11 protein-coding genes and 1 pseudogene are annotated in these 16,781 nt (G+C 34.8%); 3 read left to right on the forward strand and 9 right to left on the reverse strand.

Going from position 1 to position 16,781, the window contains the following annotated elements:
• Complete coding sequence (locus tag MTZ49_RS15410) at nucleotides 1–4,887, reverse strand: alpha-2-macroglobulin family protein (RefSeq protein ID WP_413774198.1); 4,887 nt, start codon at nucleotides 4,885–4,887, stop codon at nucleotides 1–3.
• Nucleotides 4,888–5,187: 300 nt separating this feature from the next.
• Nucleotides 5,188–6,507, reverse strand: a complete 1,320-nt coding sequence (locus MTZ49_RS15415; RefSeq protein WP_264746338.1) for an MFS transporter — start codon at nucleotides 6,505–6,507, stop codon at nucleotides 5,188–5,190.
• Nucleotides 6,508–7,049: 542 nt separating this feature from the next.
• On the opposite strand from MTZ49_RS15415, the gene MTZ49_RS15420 reads away from it, so the two are divergent.
• Together MTZ49_RS15420 and MTZ49_RS15425 are read left to right on the forward strand one after the other, a co-directional pair.
• Nucleotides 7,050–7,667: a LysE family transporter gene (locus MTZ49_RS15420; protein ID WP_264746339.1), complete on the forward strand. Its 618-nt coding sequence runs from the start codon at nucleotides 7,050–7,052 to the stop codon at nucleotides 7,665–7,667.
• Nucleotides 7,664–7,858, forward strand: a pseudogene (locus MTZ49_RS15425) (YnfA family protein); the annotation flags it as partial. The gene MTZ49_RS15420 and the pseudogene MTZ49_RS15425, both read left to right, overlap by 4 nt.
• Nucleotides 7,859–7,953: 95 nt before the next feature.
• On the opposite strand, the gene MTZ49_RS15430 reads toward MTZ49_RS15425, so the two are convergent.
• Both MTZ49_RS15430 and clpA read right to left on the reverse strand, forming a co-directional pair.
• Complete coding sequence (locus MTZ49_RS15430) at nucleotides 7,954–8,574, reverse strand: hypothetical protein (RefSeq protein WP_264746340.1); 621 nt, start codon at nucleotides 8,572–8,574, stop codon at nucleotides 7,954–7,956.
• Between the two features lie 23 nt (nucleotides 8,575–8,597).
• Nucleotides 8,598–10,856 carry an ATP-dependent Clp protease ATP-binding subunit ClpA gene (clpA, locus tag MTZ49_RS15435; protein ID WP_264746341.1) on the reverse strand — a complete coding sequence of 753 codons (2,259 nt, stop codon included), beginning with the start codon at nucleotides 10,854–10,856 and terminating at the stop codon, nucleotides 8,598–8,600.
• Nucleotides 10,857–11,144: 288 nt separating this feature from the next.
• Between clpA and MTZ49_RS15440 the strand changes: the two genes are divergently transcribed.
• Nucleotides 11,145–12,362 carry an MFS transporter gene (locus MTZ49_RS15440; protein WP_264746342.1) on the forward strand — a complete coding sequence of 406 codons (1,218 nt, stop codon included), beginning with the start codon at nucleotides 11,145–11,147 and terminating at the stop codon, nucleotides 12,360–12,362.
• A gap of 35 nt (nucleotides 12,363–12,397) precedes the next feature.
• On the opposite strand, the gene MTZ49_RS15445 is transcribed toward MTZ49_RS15440, so the two are convergent.
• From MTZ49_RS15445 to MTZ49_RS15465, 5 genes are all read right to left on the reverse strand, one after another.
• Nucleotides 12,398–12,832, reverse strand: a complete 435-nt coding sequence (locus MTZ49_RS15445; RefSeq protein ID WP_264746343.1) for a hypothetical protein — start codon at nucleotides 12,830–12,832, stop codon at nucleotides 12,398–12,400.
• 198 nt (nucleotides 12,833–13,030) lie between these two features.
• Complete coding sequence (locus MTZ49_RS15450) at nucleotides 13,031–14,362, reverse strand: deoxyguanosinetriphosphate triphosphohydrolase (protein WP_264746344.1); 1,332 nt, start codon at nucleotides 14,360–14,362, stop codon at nucleotides 13,031–13,033.
• Nucleotides 14,363–14,466: 104 nt separating this feature from the next.
• Nucleotides 14,467–14,922: a hypothetical protein gene (locus tag MTZ49_RS15455; protein ID WP_264746345.1), complete on the reverse strand. Its 456-nt coding sequence runs from the start codon at nucleotides 14,920–14,922 to the stop codon at nucleotides 14,467–14,469.
• 301 nt (nucleotides 14,923–15,223) lie between these two features.
• On the reverse strand, nucleotides 15,224–15,793 hold the full coding sequence (locus MTZ49_RS15460) for a hypothetical protein (protein ID WP_264746346.1): 570 nt from the start codon (nucleotides 15,791–15,793) through the stop codon (nucleotides 15,224–15,226).
• Between the two features lie 578 nt (nucleotides 15,794–16,371).
• The gene (locus MTZ49_RS15465) at nucleotides 16,372–16,719 is read right to left on the reverse strand and encodes a glycine zipper domain-containing protein (protein WP_264746347.1); all 348 of its coding nucleotides are present in this window, start codon (nucleotides 16,717–16,719) and stop codon (nucleotides 16,372–16,374) included.
• Nucleotides 16,720–16,781: the final 62 nt, after the last annotated feature.

Here is a 16,781-nt window from a genome sequence, read left to right on the forward strand (position 1 = left end):
TTAATGAGGCTTCACAATCAGTAATGCAGGTGCATCACTGGTAGCCTGCCAGTTAGGACGATACATAGACTCCACTACCGCGGGAGGTACACGATACTCGCCTGGTGTTACTGCACGCGCTAAATATAATATATCTGTTGTTTGGTTAGAATAGTTATAACCAAGATCCAACTGTATTACATAGCGATCATCACGGAACTCTTGATGAGCAATACGTGCTCTTTGCATTGATTTTAAAGATTCCTTAATCGTGTCAGCTGCATCTTTTAAACTTGCCGATGCTTGTGCTAGATTTTGATTTTCTAACTCCAAACCTGCTGGTAATAAATCTACCAATAACGCATCCGTGATACGTTGTTTAGTGGCTAGTTTAATCCGCACAATCACTAAGTCACCACTTCTTACATTTTTAAGATTTAAAGTCCTACCATTTAAATCTAAATATTCTTTCGAAATAGATAGACCATCATTAGTAGTAGCTCTTGGTGCTTGGCTAGGATAACCCGTTACATTAACTGTTTGATATAAAGGTACATCTGCTGTTTTGTTCACTACTTTTAAGGTGGTGATTTTACGCATTTCTTCATCAGACAGTTTCAAACTAGGTTGCTTATCAGTAACTGTATACTTATTACCAGCTACATCAACCTCAGCTTGCCAAGCTTTTTCAGGCGTTAAAAGAACACGATAACCTGCTAAGAAAATAGCATTACGTTCTTGAGTAGATAACCAACGTTTATTAGCTACATCTTGGCTTAAGGTAAACATACGATTATATATAGTATCTGCACTGCCCATTTGGTGCTCTTGGAGAAGAGCAAGGATTAATGCATTATCACGCACCTCACTACCATAATCACCAATCCACCAATAGCTTCTTGAGTTATCACGTGTTTTTACTAATCCTTCTTTTAATGCCTGTTCTGCACGAGTATTGTCACCCATTAATTTCAATGCAGCCGACAATTGAATTAAAGAAAGACCAGATGGTGCCTGACTACGACGATCATATAACGCACGTAATGCACCTAATGGAGCTTGTTTAGAACGAGCTAATACATAACCTGCATAGGCTTGAGCAGCAAAACGTGTAGCATCTCTATTATCGGTATAATAGGGATCAATACTATTGTTATTTTGTACATAATTCAGAATACGTTTTACCGCATTTTGTAATGGCTCTTCAGGTACTGAGAAACCACGTTCACGGGCACGCAATAAGAAATCAGTTACATAAATAGATAACCAATAGCCCTCTTCACTATCACTACTCCATAAACCAAAGCTACCATTATGACGTTGCATACCTAGTAAACGACCAATCCCCACTTCGATAGCATTACGACGTTGCTCATCTGTTTGATCTGTAGTAACACTCAAACGTTTTAATAGCTCAGCACTTGAGTAAAGTGATGGATAAAGACCACTGGTAGTTTGCTCTGCACAACCATAAGGATAAGCACGCAATGATTGAATTTGTTTAGATAAATTCAAGGGTGGTTGACTTGTTAATTGTACCAAGCCCTCTCTACCATGCATTTCAGTACCACTAAGTACAGCAGTTGGAATATTCCAGGGTGATTTTTCTAAAACATTTTGGAAAGTTTCTAAACTAGCAGGATACGCAGGTCGTGTGCCTATACTCCATGTCCGTTTAATATCTGGTGCTGCTTTACCTTCTACTGTAATACCAGTCACAGTAACGGTTACCTTACCTACACCTATACCTGACAAAGCTTTTACAGGAATCGTTAATGTTTTACGCTCACCTTTTGCTACAGTAACTTCTTGAGGTTTGCTATTAACTAAAGTAACAAATCCCTCTGAAGTTAAATTTACTGCTAACTTCTGTGGTTTTTCAGTTAAATTAGTAATATCTAACGCTAATGTAGAACTATCACCACCTGCTAAGAAACGAGGTGTAGAAAGTTCAGCAATGATAGGTGCGGCTACTACTGTTTTAGCTTCTGCCATACCAAAAGCATTATCAGTCCATGCCTGCCCCATTAACCTTAACTCACCATTAAAGTCAGGAATAGCTAAAGATACTTCGGCTTCACCATTTTCATCAACTGTTACAGGTTTACTTTGTAACGCAACAATCATCACATTAGTATCTGGTTTTTTACCGCCTTTCGCTAATGCAGCATCACCACCAAATGATAAAGAACCTATGCGACCTTGTCCTGTTTCAATCAGTTGACCGTATACATCTAACTGATCCGCACCATACGCTTTACGACCAAAGATACCAGCAAATGGATCTGGTGTTTTATAACTAGTAATATTTAAAATACCAACATCCACCGCAGCAACTAATACAGTGGCATTCTTAATAGGGTTACCTTGGTTATCTTTGGCTTTTACCTTCACCACTAAATTTTGTGAAGGTCCCATTTTTTCTGGTGCAACTAATTCAAGATTAACTTTACGCTGTTGACGATCTAATGGTAAATGCAACAAACCTACCGCACGTTTAGGTGTAGCGCCAACCTTACGGTCACCAGGGCGAACTATTAAAGTAGAAATATATAAATCATGGCGTTGCCATTTGCTATCGATAGGAATCTCAAACGTTTTACCTGTAGCAGGCACATCTATTGCTTGCCACCATAATAAACCATCCGAAGATTCAACCATTAAATAACCATTACCTGCCGCTGGTGGAGTAATAGTTATCTTCGCTTTATCTCCATCTTTATAAGCTGGCTTATCAAGTGCAATTTTTACTTGATCTGGGCGTACTGCACCACCCTCTTCTGTATTTTCTTGCCACCAATAACCAGCACGGAATTGGTAATTAGATATTAAACCTGTCGCTGGATTTTCCACTTCTAAGCGATAATAACCCCACTCAACAGGATAGGTTAATTTAGCAGTAGTACCTTTAGCAATACTGATTTGCTGTTCATCCATCATTAAATCTTTTTGATTATAATTGCTATCCCAGCCATCACTGTCTGAATAATACCAATAGTAATCACGACGCTCACGAATGAAACGTACTTTTAAATTCTTAGCTGCTAATTTGTCACCTTGAGCATTAGCTAATAACACCTCAAACTCAACAGTAGTATCATAATCCACCTCTTTATCCTTAAATAAAGGACGGATACCTACCAACTGTTTGGCAGGCCATACCGATTGTATAACACGACGTACAATAGGGCGACCACCACTCTCTTGTAAACTTGCTTGCACAATTAATTGTAAAGGTGATTTTACTTCTTTCCATTGACTATCAAGTTGAATAACTCCCTTGCCCTCTTTATCTAAAGGAAACTCACTAAAATCGATATTTTGAGATAAGTATTTTTCATTTAAATCACCAAAATAGTAACCTGGTAATTTAGCCACACCCTCTCTTAATGGACGAACATACACTTGACCACTTAATAAGTTACCGCTAGCAGGTGCGCCATAAAGATATCGACCGTTTACTCCAACATGCATACTATCTGCTGGTGCTAATGGTTCCTCATCAACATTTAACTCTAATGCAAGACGTTCTGGTAAAAAATCTTCAACATTAAAATTATAATCTTGAACCTTTTTATCACCGATTTTTACTAAGAAAGACCAACGCCCTGTTTTTGCATCACTAGAAACTTTCAATTGATATTGGTAAAAACCTTGTTGCGTTGCTTTCCATACGAAACTACGTACAACAGTACCATCTGGACTACGCACTTCAACATTAACAGGCATATCCTTAACTTGATTACCATCTTTATCACGTAGCAACGCATTAAATAATACTGTTTCACCAGGACGATATAAATCACGAGGACCAAAGATAAAGAATTGGAAAGCAGCATCTTCGGGACCAGTCACAGTAAACTCAGATAAATCTAGGGCAGATGTTTTCAAACGTAACATCGTAGTCTGGCCATTATGGGCAGCCAAGACTATATCCGCATCACTGATATTTGCTAGCTCAGCATACCCCTTAGTATTAGTAGCAGCATTTTCAATTACATTACCTTTACTATCCAATACTTTGATATCAACACCAATAATGGGTTTACCCGTTTCCAATGACTGGGTAAAAACAGTTAGATTATCACTGGATTTATAACGGTGTGCAGAAACACCAATATCAGAGATAGTAAAAACTGTAGCAGGGAAACTATATTTATAAGCACCAGATTGACGTAATACAGCAAAATAAACACCTGGTTGTTGTAACTGCTTGATTCCACCAATCGGTAACATCACTGTTTCACGACGGTTTTTATCTGCATTTAGCTTAAAACCACCTGTATAAGCTAAATCAGCCATCGCTAGCAACTCTTCAGAACTCCAGTATTGTAAGCTTCCACCTCTACCCCATTGGCTAAAGAATTGAGGTAACTTATCATCATGAATTTTAAAGAACTCTACGGTCGCTTGTTGAACATTTAAGGTTACTACAGGCAAACCTTCAGCTAAACGAACAGGCAATAAAGAACCTCGGCTTGCAAAACCTAACATAGGCTTTAAATCTTTAGTGGTTAAACGAGCGACATACTCTAAAGGAATACTTTTGCCATTTACCCCTCTTAAACCCGCATCAATAGTTAATACCAATTTACGATTCGGTTCTAAATTATTAAAGGTTAACTCTTGTTGGTTTTTAGATAAAACCCAAGCACCATCAACTTTACCTGACTTAGTATCAATCAAATGTAACTTATCATTAAATTTTTGATCCGTTTTTAAAGGTACCGAAAAAGTAACAGAAAGCGTACTAGCGCCATTTACTTGAATCTCTGAAACATCAATAACCTTTAACTCTTTCCCTGCATAGCGTTTTGCTAATGTTGACTCATCTACTGCGGTAGTAGGTGGGCTTGCAGTTTGTGCATGCACAAGGTTATTAGATATCGTCCCAAACATTAAGGACATCAATAAAGGAACTACTAGCCAATATTTTTTCTTCATAAAAGCATCCTGCATTTCTGCAATTTAATAAAAAGTCAGTATTCAACCACCATATATTATTCGGTTATATCATAATTGATAAAAGTTAATTATTCCTTAACATTTTACTATTTACCTATTAACAAAACCTTTCTTAACATAATAACAATGCTTGAATTTCACTAAAAATAAACAGGATAAAGATCATCATAGGCTCACTAAACCATTGTAATGCAAAACTTCTAATACAAAAAAATAGCCCCAAAAATGAGGCTTTTTTATGCATTAATTTTTATTATCTGTAAATTTACTACCCTGATCGCACAATCCTGAAACGATCACAAAAATAGCAGAGATAAATAAAATAACAATCACCCCTATGGTTGAATTATCAGGTGATATTTTTACCAACCAAAGCGCTAATAAAGGTGCCAAACCACCTAATGCTCCACCTATTTCTCTACCTGTACCAATTCCTGTAGAGCGTACTTGAACAGGGAATTGTCTACTTAAAAATGAGCCTTGTGCAGCAAACATCATAGGTGTTAGGAAGCCTGTAGTAATAATTAATGCAAAGTAAATGTAATGTTCATTAGCTGTATCTATTAACAACATAAAAGGTAAGATATATAATAAGGTGATAACTGCACCTGTTATCATCACTTTCTTACTACTCCATTTATCACACATCCAACCAAAACAAGGGATAGTAAATAAGGCAACTAAACTAGCAAGGGTAATAGATAAAGAAGTAACATCAGCAGTAACGCCTTTATACTGATCTAGATAAGCCAATGAGAAAGTTTTAAAGGTATAACTTAACGCGTTGTAACCTAATGCCAAAAAGAAAGCGACTAATAATCCTTTCATATGGAATTTAAAAATATCATGGAATGGTGCTTTATCACGTTTATGTTCATGTACAATTTTATCAAAGTCTGGAGTCTCTGGTAAGCTGCGTCTTACCCACAGCCCAACGAAAACCAATATGAAACTAAGAATAAAAGGGATTCTCCAACCACCATTTAACAAGAAATTTTCACCAAATAAACTTAATATAAAAACAGTAAACGAAGAAAGTAATAAACCTAAATTCAGGCCAATTGCAGGCCAAGCGCCTTGACTACCTCTTTTCTTACTGGAGGCATGCTCATATGAAGTAATAGCTGCGCCCGCTAACTCAGCACCAGCTCCTAAACCTTGTATAAAACGGATGAAAACTAACAGAATAGGAGCCCAAACGCCAATACTATCATAGGTAGGAATAAGGCCAATGACTGTGGTACAAACCCCCATAAGGATAAAGGTAACCACCAACATCTTTTTACGGCCAAAACGATCACCATAACGACCAAATAACATTCCACCCACAGGCCTTGCAATAAAGCCAATAGCAAAGGTAGCAAAGGCTTTTAAACTTGCACTCTTAGGGTCAGCAGTGTCAAAAAACACTTGTCCAAAAACTAACGCGGCCATAGTTGCATATAAGTAAAAGTCATACCACTCGAGCATAGAACCAACAATAGTAGCAGTTGCTACTTTACGTAATCGTTTCTTCTCCTGCTCAGGAGTTTCAACAGCTATATTATTGTTATTTTGTACCATCTTTTATTACCTCAAGTTGTTATTATTTTAGAATTGACTGATTTATTAGGGCTATTACTAGTCATACCTCCTTTATATGGTTTAACTAAATCCGGGCTTATAATGAGGAAAATGATTTTATATTCTTTTCTGAAAGATAGAATTTAAAATTTTGGAGTGATCATAAATTCTGAGAAACAAGTAAAATAGCGCATTGTAGTTGTAAATAAAAACTAACAATCCACCTACTTTGCCAAATATATACTTATTTATTAATTGAACTACATAAAACATAAGTTGTTTTTTTATACTATTCATAACGCTCTTTTTTATATTTATCTTAAGTTTTTATATATTTTCATGCCAACTATATGTTGTAAACATCAACTTTAGTTTAGTTAACAATAATTTAGATGTCTTTCTGTACTACTTATTATTTTTATAACTTACTAAACATACTCAATATTGATCATACTTTAACTTAAAACCCTACTTACTTTCAAAATTATTTTGTCTTTTAAGTAGCCTAAGTATATATTAGCTATTTTCTTAGCATTAAGCATATGTCACTCCTCTCTATATTTTTTATCCATCTTTTAGCTTTAGTAAGTCCTGGTCCTGATTTCGTTTATATTTCCCAAATAGCAGCTAACTATAATAAAAGAAGCTACATTTTAGCAATATTGGGTGTGTGTAGTGCTATTGCTATTTGGGCATTATTAGCTATTAGTGGTTTAAGTATTATTATTGAACATACACCCATCATTTATAAATTACTGTTATTACTAGGAGGCAGTTATTTAATTTGGTTAGGTATCTCTGCTATAAAAAGCAGCTTTTATAAAAACCAGTTAACAGCTAAAAACAATAATAAGCAACACAGTTTTTATATAAAGGGCTTAATGACTAACCTTGCTAACCCAAAAGCTTTGGCCTATTTTGGAAGTATTTTTGCAGTTGCTGTTGCTAATGCAACTCCCCATACCTTGTTATTGATGTTTATATTAGTTGTAATAGAAAGCTTAATATGGTTTTATTTGGTTGCAACACTATTTTCTACACAATGGGTTGCTAATTGGTATCAAAAACGGCTTAATAAAATTAATTTTATTTGTGGTATAGCTTTTGTGCTTTTTGGTTTAGGTTTAATTTATCGTTTAATCAGTGATTTTATTATTTGAAAACACTTATTCTTTATATCTTAACAGCATTCTCAGAAATAATCGGTTGTTACCTACCTTATATTTGGTTAAAACAAAACGGTTCAATATGGTTATTAATTCCTGCTGCTATTAGTTTATCTATCTTTGCTTGGCTTTTAACATTGCATGATGCTGCATCTGGTAGAGTTTATGTGGCTTATGGTGGTGTAGGGATTCGTTATAATTTCTAATTTACTTTGGGCAAAAATTTTCTCCCAAAGTTTTTAACAGTCTAAATAAATTATCTTTTTAACTGTCTATTTACTTAATAAGTCACACCCACCTGTGTAATTTTAATCATTTCAACACCTTTACTGCCTGTTTGAGTTTGTACTTTAAGTTTTTGTAATTTTGGTAGTTGAAGAAGATAAACAGAAGTTGTTCTTTGTTTTTGTATAGGTTTACCAAATAAAGTTTCCAGTAAATTAGGTTTTAGTTCTAAACGCATTTTATTAGAAAGCATAGGATAAGAAGCGGCTGTAATTAATGGACAATACTCTGTTGGTAATGTACCACCCAATTTCATTACCACTTCTGTAACTGGCGCTTGTAAATCTGTGCCTTTGGTAACAAACCATAGCTGATGAGAATATTTAGGTAAACTATAGCATTGATAGTAACCTTTACCATTATGTAAAGGAATACCTGTTTTAAAAATACTAGAAATCTCTGTTAAGGTTGTAGAACCTAACATAACTACAGCTCTATTTACTCTCAAATGAGTAGGAATATATTCTTCATCAATAACCGTAGCTTTCTCCATTAGCTCTTTATCAAAAGCCATTGTTGGCACATTAACAGCTGTAGGTGGCCTATTTGACTGTGCCACAACTTGACCTGCCCATCCAAATACTACAAGGGTCATCAACAACACTTTATAGTTCATATTATTTCCTTAAAAACTACTCACTAAGCAGGTTCAACAATTTGCTCTATATTAAAAGTTAGCTGTTCATTACTCATATCAACATGAACAATACCACCCTGCTCTGCTAACTTGCCAAATAAAATTTCTTCTGCAAGAGGGCGTTTTACTTTTTCTTGAATTAAACGCGCCATTGGTCGAGCACCCATTTGAGGATCATAACCATTTTTCGCTAACCATGCTCTTGCTTGCTCAGAAATCTCTAGTTGTACTTGTTTTTCCTCTAATTGTACCTGTAATTCCACTAAGAATTTATCCACAATACTCTTCAATACATCATCACTTAAACGACCAAACTGAATAATTGCATCTAATCGATTACGAAATTCAGGTGAAAATGCTTTTTTAACAACTTCCATAGTATCAGTTGAATGATCTTGTTGAGCAAAACCAATCGACGCTCTAGCAGCTGATTGAGCCCCTGCATTAGAAGTCATAATTAATACAACATTTCTAAAATCAGCCTTACGCCCATTATTATCAGTTAACGTACCATGATCCATGACTTGCAACAATAAATTAAAGATTGCAGGGTGAGCTTTTTCAATCTCATCTAACAACAGTACACAATGAGGCGTTTTAGTAATGGCCTCTACGAGTAAACCACCCTCATCAAAACCCACATAACCTGGAGGGGCACCAATTAGGCGAGAAACAGAATGTTGCTCCATATATTCAGACATATCAAAACGGATTAATTCTATGCCTAATGCTCGACTTAACTGTTTGGCGACTTCTGTTTTACCTACCCCTGTTGGCCCTACAAATAAAAATGATCCCACAGGTTTATCTGGAGCTTTTAATCCAGCTCGGGAAAGTTTAATGGCTGAAGCTAACGAACTAATAGCAGTATCCTGCCCAAACACTGTTAATTTAAGGTCACGTTCTAAATTACGTAAAAGTTCTTTATCAGAAGCATTAACACTTTTTGAAGGTACTCTTGCCATTTTAGCAATAATAGCTTCTACCTGTGGGACATCTATACACTCCACTCTATTATCAGGTATCTGTAACTGCTGATAAGCACCAGCCTCATCAATCACATCAATAGCCTTATCGGGCATATGTCGATCTGAGATATGGCGTGCTGCTAATTCAGCCGCTGCTTTAAGGGCTTCATCAGTATAGGCAATATGATGATGCTCCTCAAAACGAGATTTTAGACCTTGTAAAATACGAATAGTGTCAGCAACAGAAGGTTCAACCACATCTACTTTTTGGAAACGACGTGATAGTGCATGGTCTTTCTCAAAAATACCACGATACTCTTTAAAGGTTGTTGAACCTACACAACGAATTTGGCCACTACTAAGCGCTGGTTTAAGCAAGTTAGATGCGTCCATTGCGCCACCTGTAGTCGCCCCAGCACCAATAATAGTATGGATTTCATCAATAAATAAAATCGCATCAGTGCGCTTTTTCAAATCTTTTAGGACAGCTTTAAAACGTTTTTCAAAATCACCACGATACTTAGTGCCTGCTAATAAAGCACCTAAATCTAATGAATAAATAACACTGCCTTTTAAGAGTTCTGGCACTTGACCATCAACAATACGCTTCGCTAACCCCTCAACAATGGCTGTTTTACCAACCCCAGCCTCACCCACTAATAAAGGGTTATTCTTACGACGACGTGCCAATATCTGTGCAACACGTTCAACTTCTTGTTCTCTACCCACTAAAGGATCAATTAATCCTTGTTCTGCCAATTCATTTAAATTCGTCGCATAAGCTTCTAGAGGCTTCTTCTCTACCACATTATCTGGTGATTCTTCTTTAATTTCTTCCCCAGTTACATCTTCAATATCAGTTTTACCAATACCATGTGAAACATAGCTCACTACATCTAATCTTGAAATTCCTTGTTTTTTCAACAAATAAACAGCTTGGCTTTCCGTTTCGCTAAAAATAGCAACTAAAACATTTATACCACTTACTTCATTTTTGCCAGAACTCTGCATATGAAATACGGCACGTTGTAGTACACGGTGAAAACCTAATGTAGCATCAGTTTGTGTATCTTTATCAGTATCTGCAATACGTGGCGTGGTTTGCTCTATAAACTCTGATAATTCTTTCGAGAGTTTTTTAAGATCAATCTTACAAGCTTGCAGTACTTTGACAGCATCCTCATTGTCCAATAAAGCTAACAATAGATGTTCTACTGTAATAAACTCATGACGTTTTAAGCTAGCTTCACGAAAAGCTGCATTGATTGTTTCTTCAAGCGCTTTATTTAACATAGATACACCCGCTATATTGGATTCAGACTATTTACAACTTAATACATTAGCATATTGTATATTTTTTAAAATAGTTATTTTATTTATCCAAATAATTCTTCTATTACTTAGAAATAGCTAATTAAGATTACTGCGACATTTTATCACAAAAGCTATCCATTTACTTTACCTCTTATTGAGAAAAAGAATATATCTTAAGTAACCTTATAAATTTATAAATAATTCTGTATGATATAAATTAATAACCATCCCCTACTTTTTGATATAAAAATAAGTTTATCCATTATCATGAATCAACAACAAGCCGTTAATAGTCATAACAAACTATTTTTATCTATTATTATGATGGTGAGCTGCGCTCATTTAATGAATGATCTCATTCAATCAATGCTCACTGCCACCTATCCTCTGCTAGAAGAAAGGTTTAGTTTAAGTTTTGCACAAATAGGCTGCATTAGCCTTGTTTATCAAATTACCGCCTCAATTTTACAGCCAGCCATTGGACTTTACACAGACAAACACCCAAAACCTTACCTATTACCTATCGGTATGGCCTCCACTACTCTGGGTTTAGTAATGTTAGCACTTGCTAGTAGTTTTTCTTGGTTGCTAGTTGCTGCTGCTTTTCTAGGGGTTGGTTCTTCTACTTTTCATCCTGAAGCCTCTCGTGTTGCACGCAATGCATCAGGAGGCAAGTTTGGTTTTGCTCAATCAGCTTTCCAAGTAGGAGGAAACTTTGGCTCATCACTTGGTCCTTTATTAGTTAGTTTTATTGTGTTAAGACATAACCAACAAAGCTATATCTTATGGTTTGTGGTATTTGGTATCGCTGGTATTATTTTACTTATGCGCATTAGTGCTTGGAGTGCCAAACACTTAAAGGCCAGTAAAGGGCGAGCGCCTATTGACCTTACCTTACCCTTTAGTAAGCAAAAAACCACACTTGCCCTCTCTATTTTAGGTATTTTAATTTTCTCAAAATACTTTTATATGGCAAGTATGAGTAACTATTATTCATTTTATTTAATAGAAAAATTTAATCTTTCAAAAGACCATGCCGTGCTTTTCTTATTTTTATTTTTAGCATCTGTTGCAGTCGGCACTTTTGCTGGCGGCCCTATTGGTGATCGTATTGGTCGTAAATATGTTATTTGGTTCTCTATCCTTGGCGCTGCGCCTTTTACAATAGCACTACCCTTTGCTAATCTATTTTGGACAGGAGTACTAAGCGTCCTCATTGGCCTAATTATTTCTTCTGCCTTTGCTGCTATTGTCGTTTATGCTCAAGAATTAATACCAGGCCGTGTAGGTATGATTGCAGGATTATTCTTTGGTTTTATGTTTGGAATGAGCGGTATAGCTGCAGCTGTTTTAGGCTATATTGCTGATCAAACAAGCTTACAACATATTTTTCAGTTCTGCGCATTTCTACCATTATTAGGTGTTTTAACACTCTTTCTACCTGATGTAGAAAGTTATCTTAAAAAACAACTTTATATTAAGTAATCATTAAAAAAGCCATCAATTTGATGGCTTTTTTATTAATCCCAATAAAGTGTATAAACATTATAACCCGGTGGTACTGATGGTGCTGCTAGAGGCATGCCATAAATCCACCCTTCATAAATACGACAATGTAATGCCTCCACCCATTTTTCTGCATCAGATAAAGGAGCCATTGCATAAATATGAATTGTGTCTGCTGCTGGCCATACTTCTCTATTATTAAGAGACATTTCCCAATCTTCATGAATACTGACTAATACAGAATAAACATTGGGTCGCCCCTCAATCCATTTCAATTGTTTATACATTTCAGCTAAGGTAGGTCTGCCATCGTCTACTTGGTCAGGTGCAATACTTGCTTCATCATTATTACCAACAAAAAAATCATCTAGAGAAACAAAGGGTAAATCACCTTCATTCTCTTCAATCAATTCTTGGATTTTTTCTAATAGTTGTTCACGCTCTTGCATAACTTATTTTTACCCTTAACATCAAAAATGACTATACCAATCATCGATTTAGAATTTTCTTATAATAATCAATAAATTGCTTAGAACAGGCAATCTTCTTAAGATATCAGTATAACAAATTTAACTGCTACACTGATTATATTTAATGAGTCAATTACTCAAAGTAATTAGTTTTTTTCTATGTAGAAATTATACTTACTATACTGGACTAGATCGTCCTGTCATTTCTTTAGCCATTTCTGTTGCATAGTTATCAGTCATACCTGCAATAAAATCGATCATACGCATGACTGACTGATAGAGCGTCCAATCTTTTGTTGGAACATCATGGCCTAATAAATCAAAAATACGTTTATTTTTAAAGGATAATGTGCCTTTACTATGCAACTCAACCGCAGCACCACAAAAACTATTAAGTAAAATCTCCAGAGTGGTATAAGCGCCTATTTCATGCAATGTTTTTTGTTTATCTTGAAATATTTTTTCTCGAGCAATTTTCTTTGCTTTTAGGATACATTCTTTACTTGCAGTATCCATATACTCTGCCAAATCGCCTACTAACTCACCTTTCAATAAAGCAGATTGTTGTGTAATAAAAGCTTCTGCCGCCGCATTAGTTAAATGATCAATTGCTTTACCACGTAAAATAGCTAATTTACGTCGCCGACTACTAGTCGAGTCTAATTGTTTATTAAGGTTAGGATTACGTTCACTGACTAAATCCAACAATAAAGCTTCAACTTCTTCATAAGCCAACAGATCCATTTCTATACCATCTTCAAGATCAATTAGCCCATAACAGATATCATCTGCTACTTCCAGCAAATATACTAAGGGATGACGTTGCCAACGCTCTGCAGAAACCTTGGGCAAACCTAACTTACCTGCTATTTGCTCTAATAAAGGTAACTCACTTTGATAACAACCAAACTTACATTTCTTATATCCCTCGGCTTCCGCATAACGAGATGTCCAAGGATATTTTAGATAACTCCCTAACGTAGCATAAGTTAAACGCATACCACCTTCGTTTTGATGGTATTCTAATTGAGTTAGAATACGAAATCCTTGTGCATTCCCTTCAAAATTTAGAAAGTCTGCAAGTTCTACCTCATTCATACAGTCAAACCAACCCTTACTGGCTGCCTGAGAGAACCAATAGCGAAAAGCATCCTCTCCTGAATGCCCAAAAGGCGGATTACCAATATCGTGAGCTAAACATGCAGATTGCACAATAACTCCCAAATCTATAGGTAAGCACCATTGGGGTAGCTCATCTTTTAATAACTCACCAACTAGCATTCCTAGAGAACGCCCTACAGACGCCACTTCTAAACTATGCGTCAAACGGGTGTGGATAAGGTCATTGCTAGACACCGGATGAACTTGTGTTTTACGACCTAGACGTCGAAATGCTCCAGAGAAAACAACTCGATCATAATCCTTATGAAACGGGCTACGTCCCAACTCATCTGGGCTTAATACTGCTTTACCTAATCTCTCAGGAGATAATAATGATTGCCAATTCAAAACAAACCTACAACGATAAAATCGTAAAATATAATAAGGGATAATAAAAGTTATCTATTATCCCCTAATTTAACTCTTCTTGTAATTATTAATTAATAATAATTTTATGCCATTATTTCAAAGTTATTATTCTCGCTATCTCTTTGGTAACAAGCTATTGCAGCAACAGCATTAATATATTGCTTAATATCCAACAATAAACTTACTATTTCCCCCACAGCATTTAACTTAGCAGTACTCTCCCCATAGCTCATAATAATATGACTGGCCTTTTGCCGAGCCGCTTGAATTAACCCCGCACATAACTGTTGTTGACTTGTTATATAGCGCTTAATAAATAATGCTAAGCAATCCATATTAGCTTGTAATTGCCAAGCAATATTACACAAAGATTGACTCTTAATCAGACAATTTCTGATACATCCCACTAATAAATCACATATAGATTCCGTTCTCTCATTAATTGCAGTTATCGCATCAATCATTGCACAAGTTTCAACATAGGTATTAACTAAAAAAGCCTCTTCAGGGCTAGCTAGTACCGTTATTACTTTTTGCATGATTCCTCCTTGTTATTATGTTTTTTTACCTCTTAATTCTAAAAGTACATTTGTATATAAACGAATTATCATTAACAACAAAAACATCTTCACTATTAATATTGGTAGCTACTACTCCTTTATCTATTATCATGAATTATTATTATGCTTAATACTAATAATAGTAATATATAGCACAATTTATAAAAAACTAATAAAGATATTTACTCAATATACAACCATCTTTATTAAGAGGTGATAGCATATATTAAAAAACAAATAGATAATTTGAATTCAACTTTTATTTTTTGAATTCAATTTATTAATGTATAGGTAAATAATGACTAGCTTCCTTTAAGCATTTAGCAATGGTATGGCTACTAGGACAATCAAAACCTATACTATCGCCATAAGTTTTAATTATATTAGCAACTTTGAATTCTTTAGTTGGAGGTAACTGATTCATTTCTGCCAATAATGCTATTACCTTATACAAATTTATACGTTCCTTACTATGTAATGGCTTATCGAGATTATTTGTAATACAGGTATGACTAATAAAATCACGCAAATATTCAGTCTTAACCACCAATAAAACATCATCTGGTAACAAATGAGTAGTAACCACTTCTGACAATTGCCCATTATATTCTAAGCAGTTAATTAATCGATAGTAGCAAGGATGATCTTTATCTTCATTAGTTTCTTTTATAATAATTCCTTTATTATATTCTGGTTCAATTTTTAATGTATTAGATGCATCACCATAATACACTTGCTTTATAACTAATTGCCCATTGTATAAATTGACTAAATCACAACAACAACCTGACTTTATTTGAATATACTCTTTCTCAAACAAAATCGGGGTATCATTAACTACTGCTGTCATATTAATTACTGTTTCTACATTTACTCCTTTTTCTACATTAAGTGGAATTAATAAAATGTAAAGACAAAATTAATTTATTGTCTAAAGCTAATCTATAGATATCCCTCATTTTAACTTTTTCATTAAATACATTAGAAAGGCATTTAGTGGCTTCCTTAATAGTTAACCACTCTTTAAAATACAATAACTTACTCATTTCTTTATCCTTAACCATTATTATTGTAGTTAACTTACGCTCTCACTTTATATAAATACAATCCAATTTTAGGGACTAATAGCACTTAATTTAATCATCCTAATGTTGTATTTAATAAAACGTCCATTTAACATTTAAATGAAAAATTGTTATTTTGAAATTTATGAGTAGCTTTTTGCAATTATATCCAACATATTATATTAATTAATGATTATACTTTCCCTCCTTAGTCAAATATCTATCCGTATACATAATAAAAAACTCGCCTAAGGCGAGTTCATTAACCATAACTATTTTCTACAAAATTGATAATATGAGTTCTAATACATCATTTAATTATAGATAGCAAAATAACCCTGACTATAAAAAACATATAAATGGTTTATTTTTTATGTCCTGCTAATAACGCTAATAGTACCCCTGCTGCTCCTGCCGCAATACCTATAGTTGTTAAAGGGCGCTTTTGAACAAAATCGTTAGCCTTATTTAATATTTCTTTACCTTTTTCAGGTATTTTAATCTCTGGATTATTTAACAAAGGTTTAACTTGATCTAAATAACTAGCCATCTTATCGTGTAACACAGCACCTTGTTCTGTACTAGTTAATAACTTTTCAATATGATCGAGAATAACCAATAAATTTGATAACGATGAATCTTCTTTATTAGTCTTTTCTAAATCCTCAATCACTATAAGCTCTTTAGGCTCTGATACTGATTTATTTTCCATGATCAACTATTACCCACTCTCAACAATAACACTAAACTTTGATTATAAACAGCAAATGGATG

The sequence above is a fragment of the Entomomonas sp. E2T0 genome, assembly GCF_025985425.1.
Lineage (GTDB): Bacteria > Pseudomonadota > Gammaproteobacteria > Pseudomonadales > Pseudomonadaceae > Entomomonas.

What these genes read in the sequence shown, in the direction of transcription:
- MTZ49_RS15465 (WP_264746347.1), bottom strand. Translation starts at nt 16,719, where the DNA reads ATGGAAAATAAATCAGTATCAGAGCCTAAAGAGCTTATAGTGATTGAG.
- MTZ49_RS15455 (WP_264746345.1), bottom strand. Translation starts at nt 14,922, where the DNA reads ATGCAAAAAGTAATAACGGTACTAGCTAGCCCTGAAGAGGCTTTTTTA.
- MTZ49_RS15445 (WP_264746343.1), bottom strand. Translation starts at nt 12,832, where the DNA reads ATGCAAGAGCGTGAACAACTATTAGAAAAAATCCAAGAATTGATTGAA.
- MTZ49_RS15415 (WP_264746338.1), bottom strand. Translation starts at nt 6,507, where the DNA reads ATGGTACAAAATAACAATAATATAGCTGTTGAAACTCCTGAGCAGGAG.
- MTZ49_RS15460 (WP_264746346.1), bottom strand. Translation starts at nt 15,793, where the DNA reads ATGACAGCAGTAGTTAATGATACCCCGATTTTGTTTGAGAAAGAGTAT.
- clpA (WP_264746341.1), bottom strand. Translation starts at nt 10,856, where the DNA reads ATGTTAAATAAAGCGCTTGAAGAAACAATCAATGCAGCTTTTCGTGAA.
- MTZ49_RS15430 (WP_264746340.1), bottom strand. Translation starts at nt 8,574, where the DNA reads ATGAACTATAAAGTGTTGTTGATGACCCTTGTAGTATTTGGATGGGCA.
- MTZ49_RS15410 (WP_413774198.1), bottom strand. Translation starts at nt 4,887, where the DNA reads ATGTCCTTAATGTTTGGGACGATATCTAATAACCTTGTGCATGCACAA.
- MTZ49_RS15440 (WP_264746342.1), top strand. Translation starts at nt 11,145, where the DNA reads ATGAATCAACAACAAGCCGTTAATAGTCATAACAAACTATTTTTATCT.
- MTZ49_RS15420 (WP_264746339.1), top strand. Translation starts at nt 7,050, where the DNA reads ATGTCACTCCTCTCTATATTTTTTATCCATCTTTTAGCTTTAGTAAGT.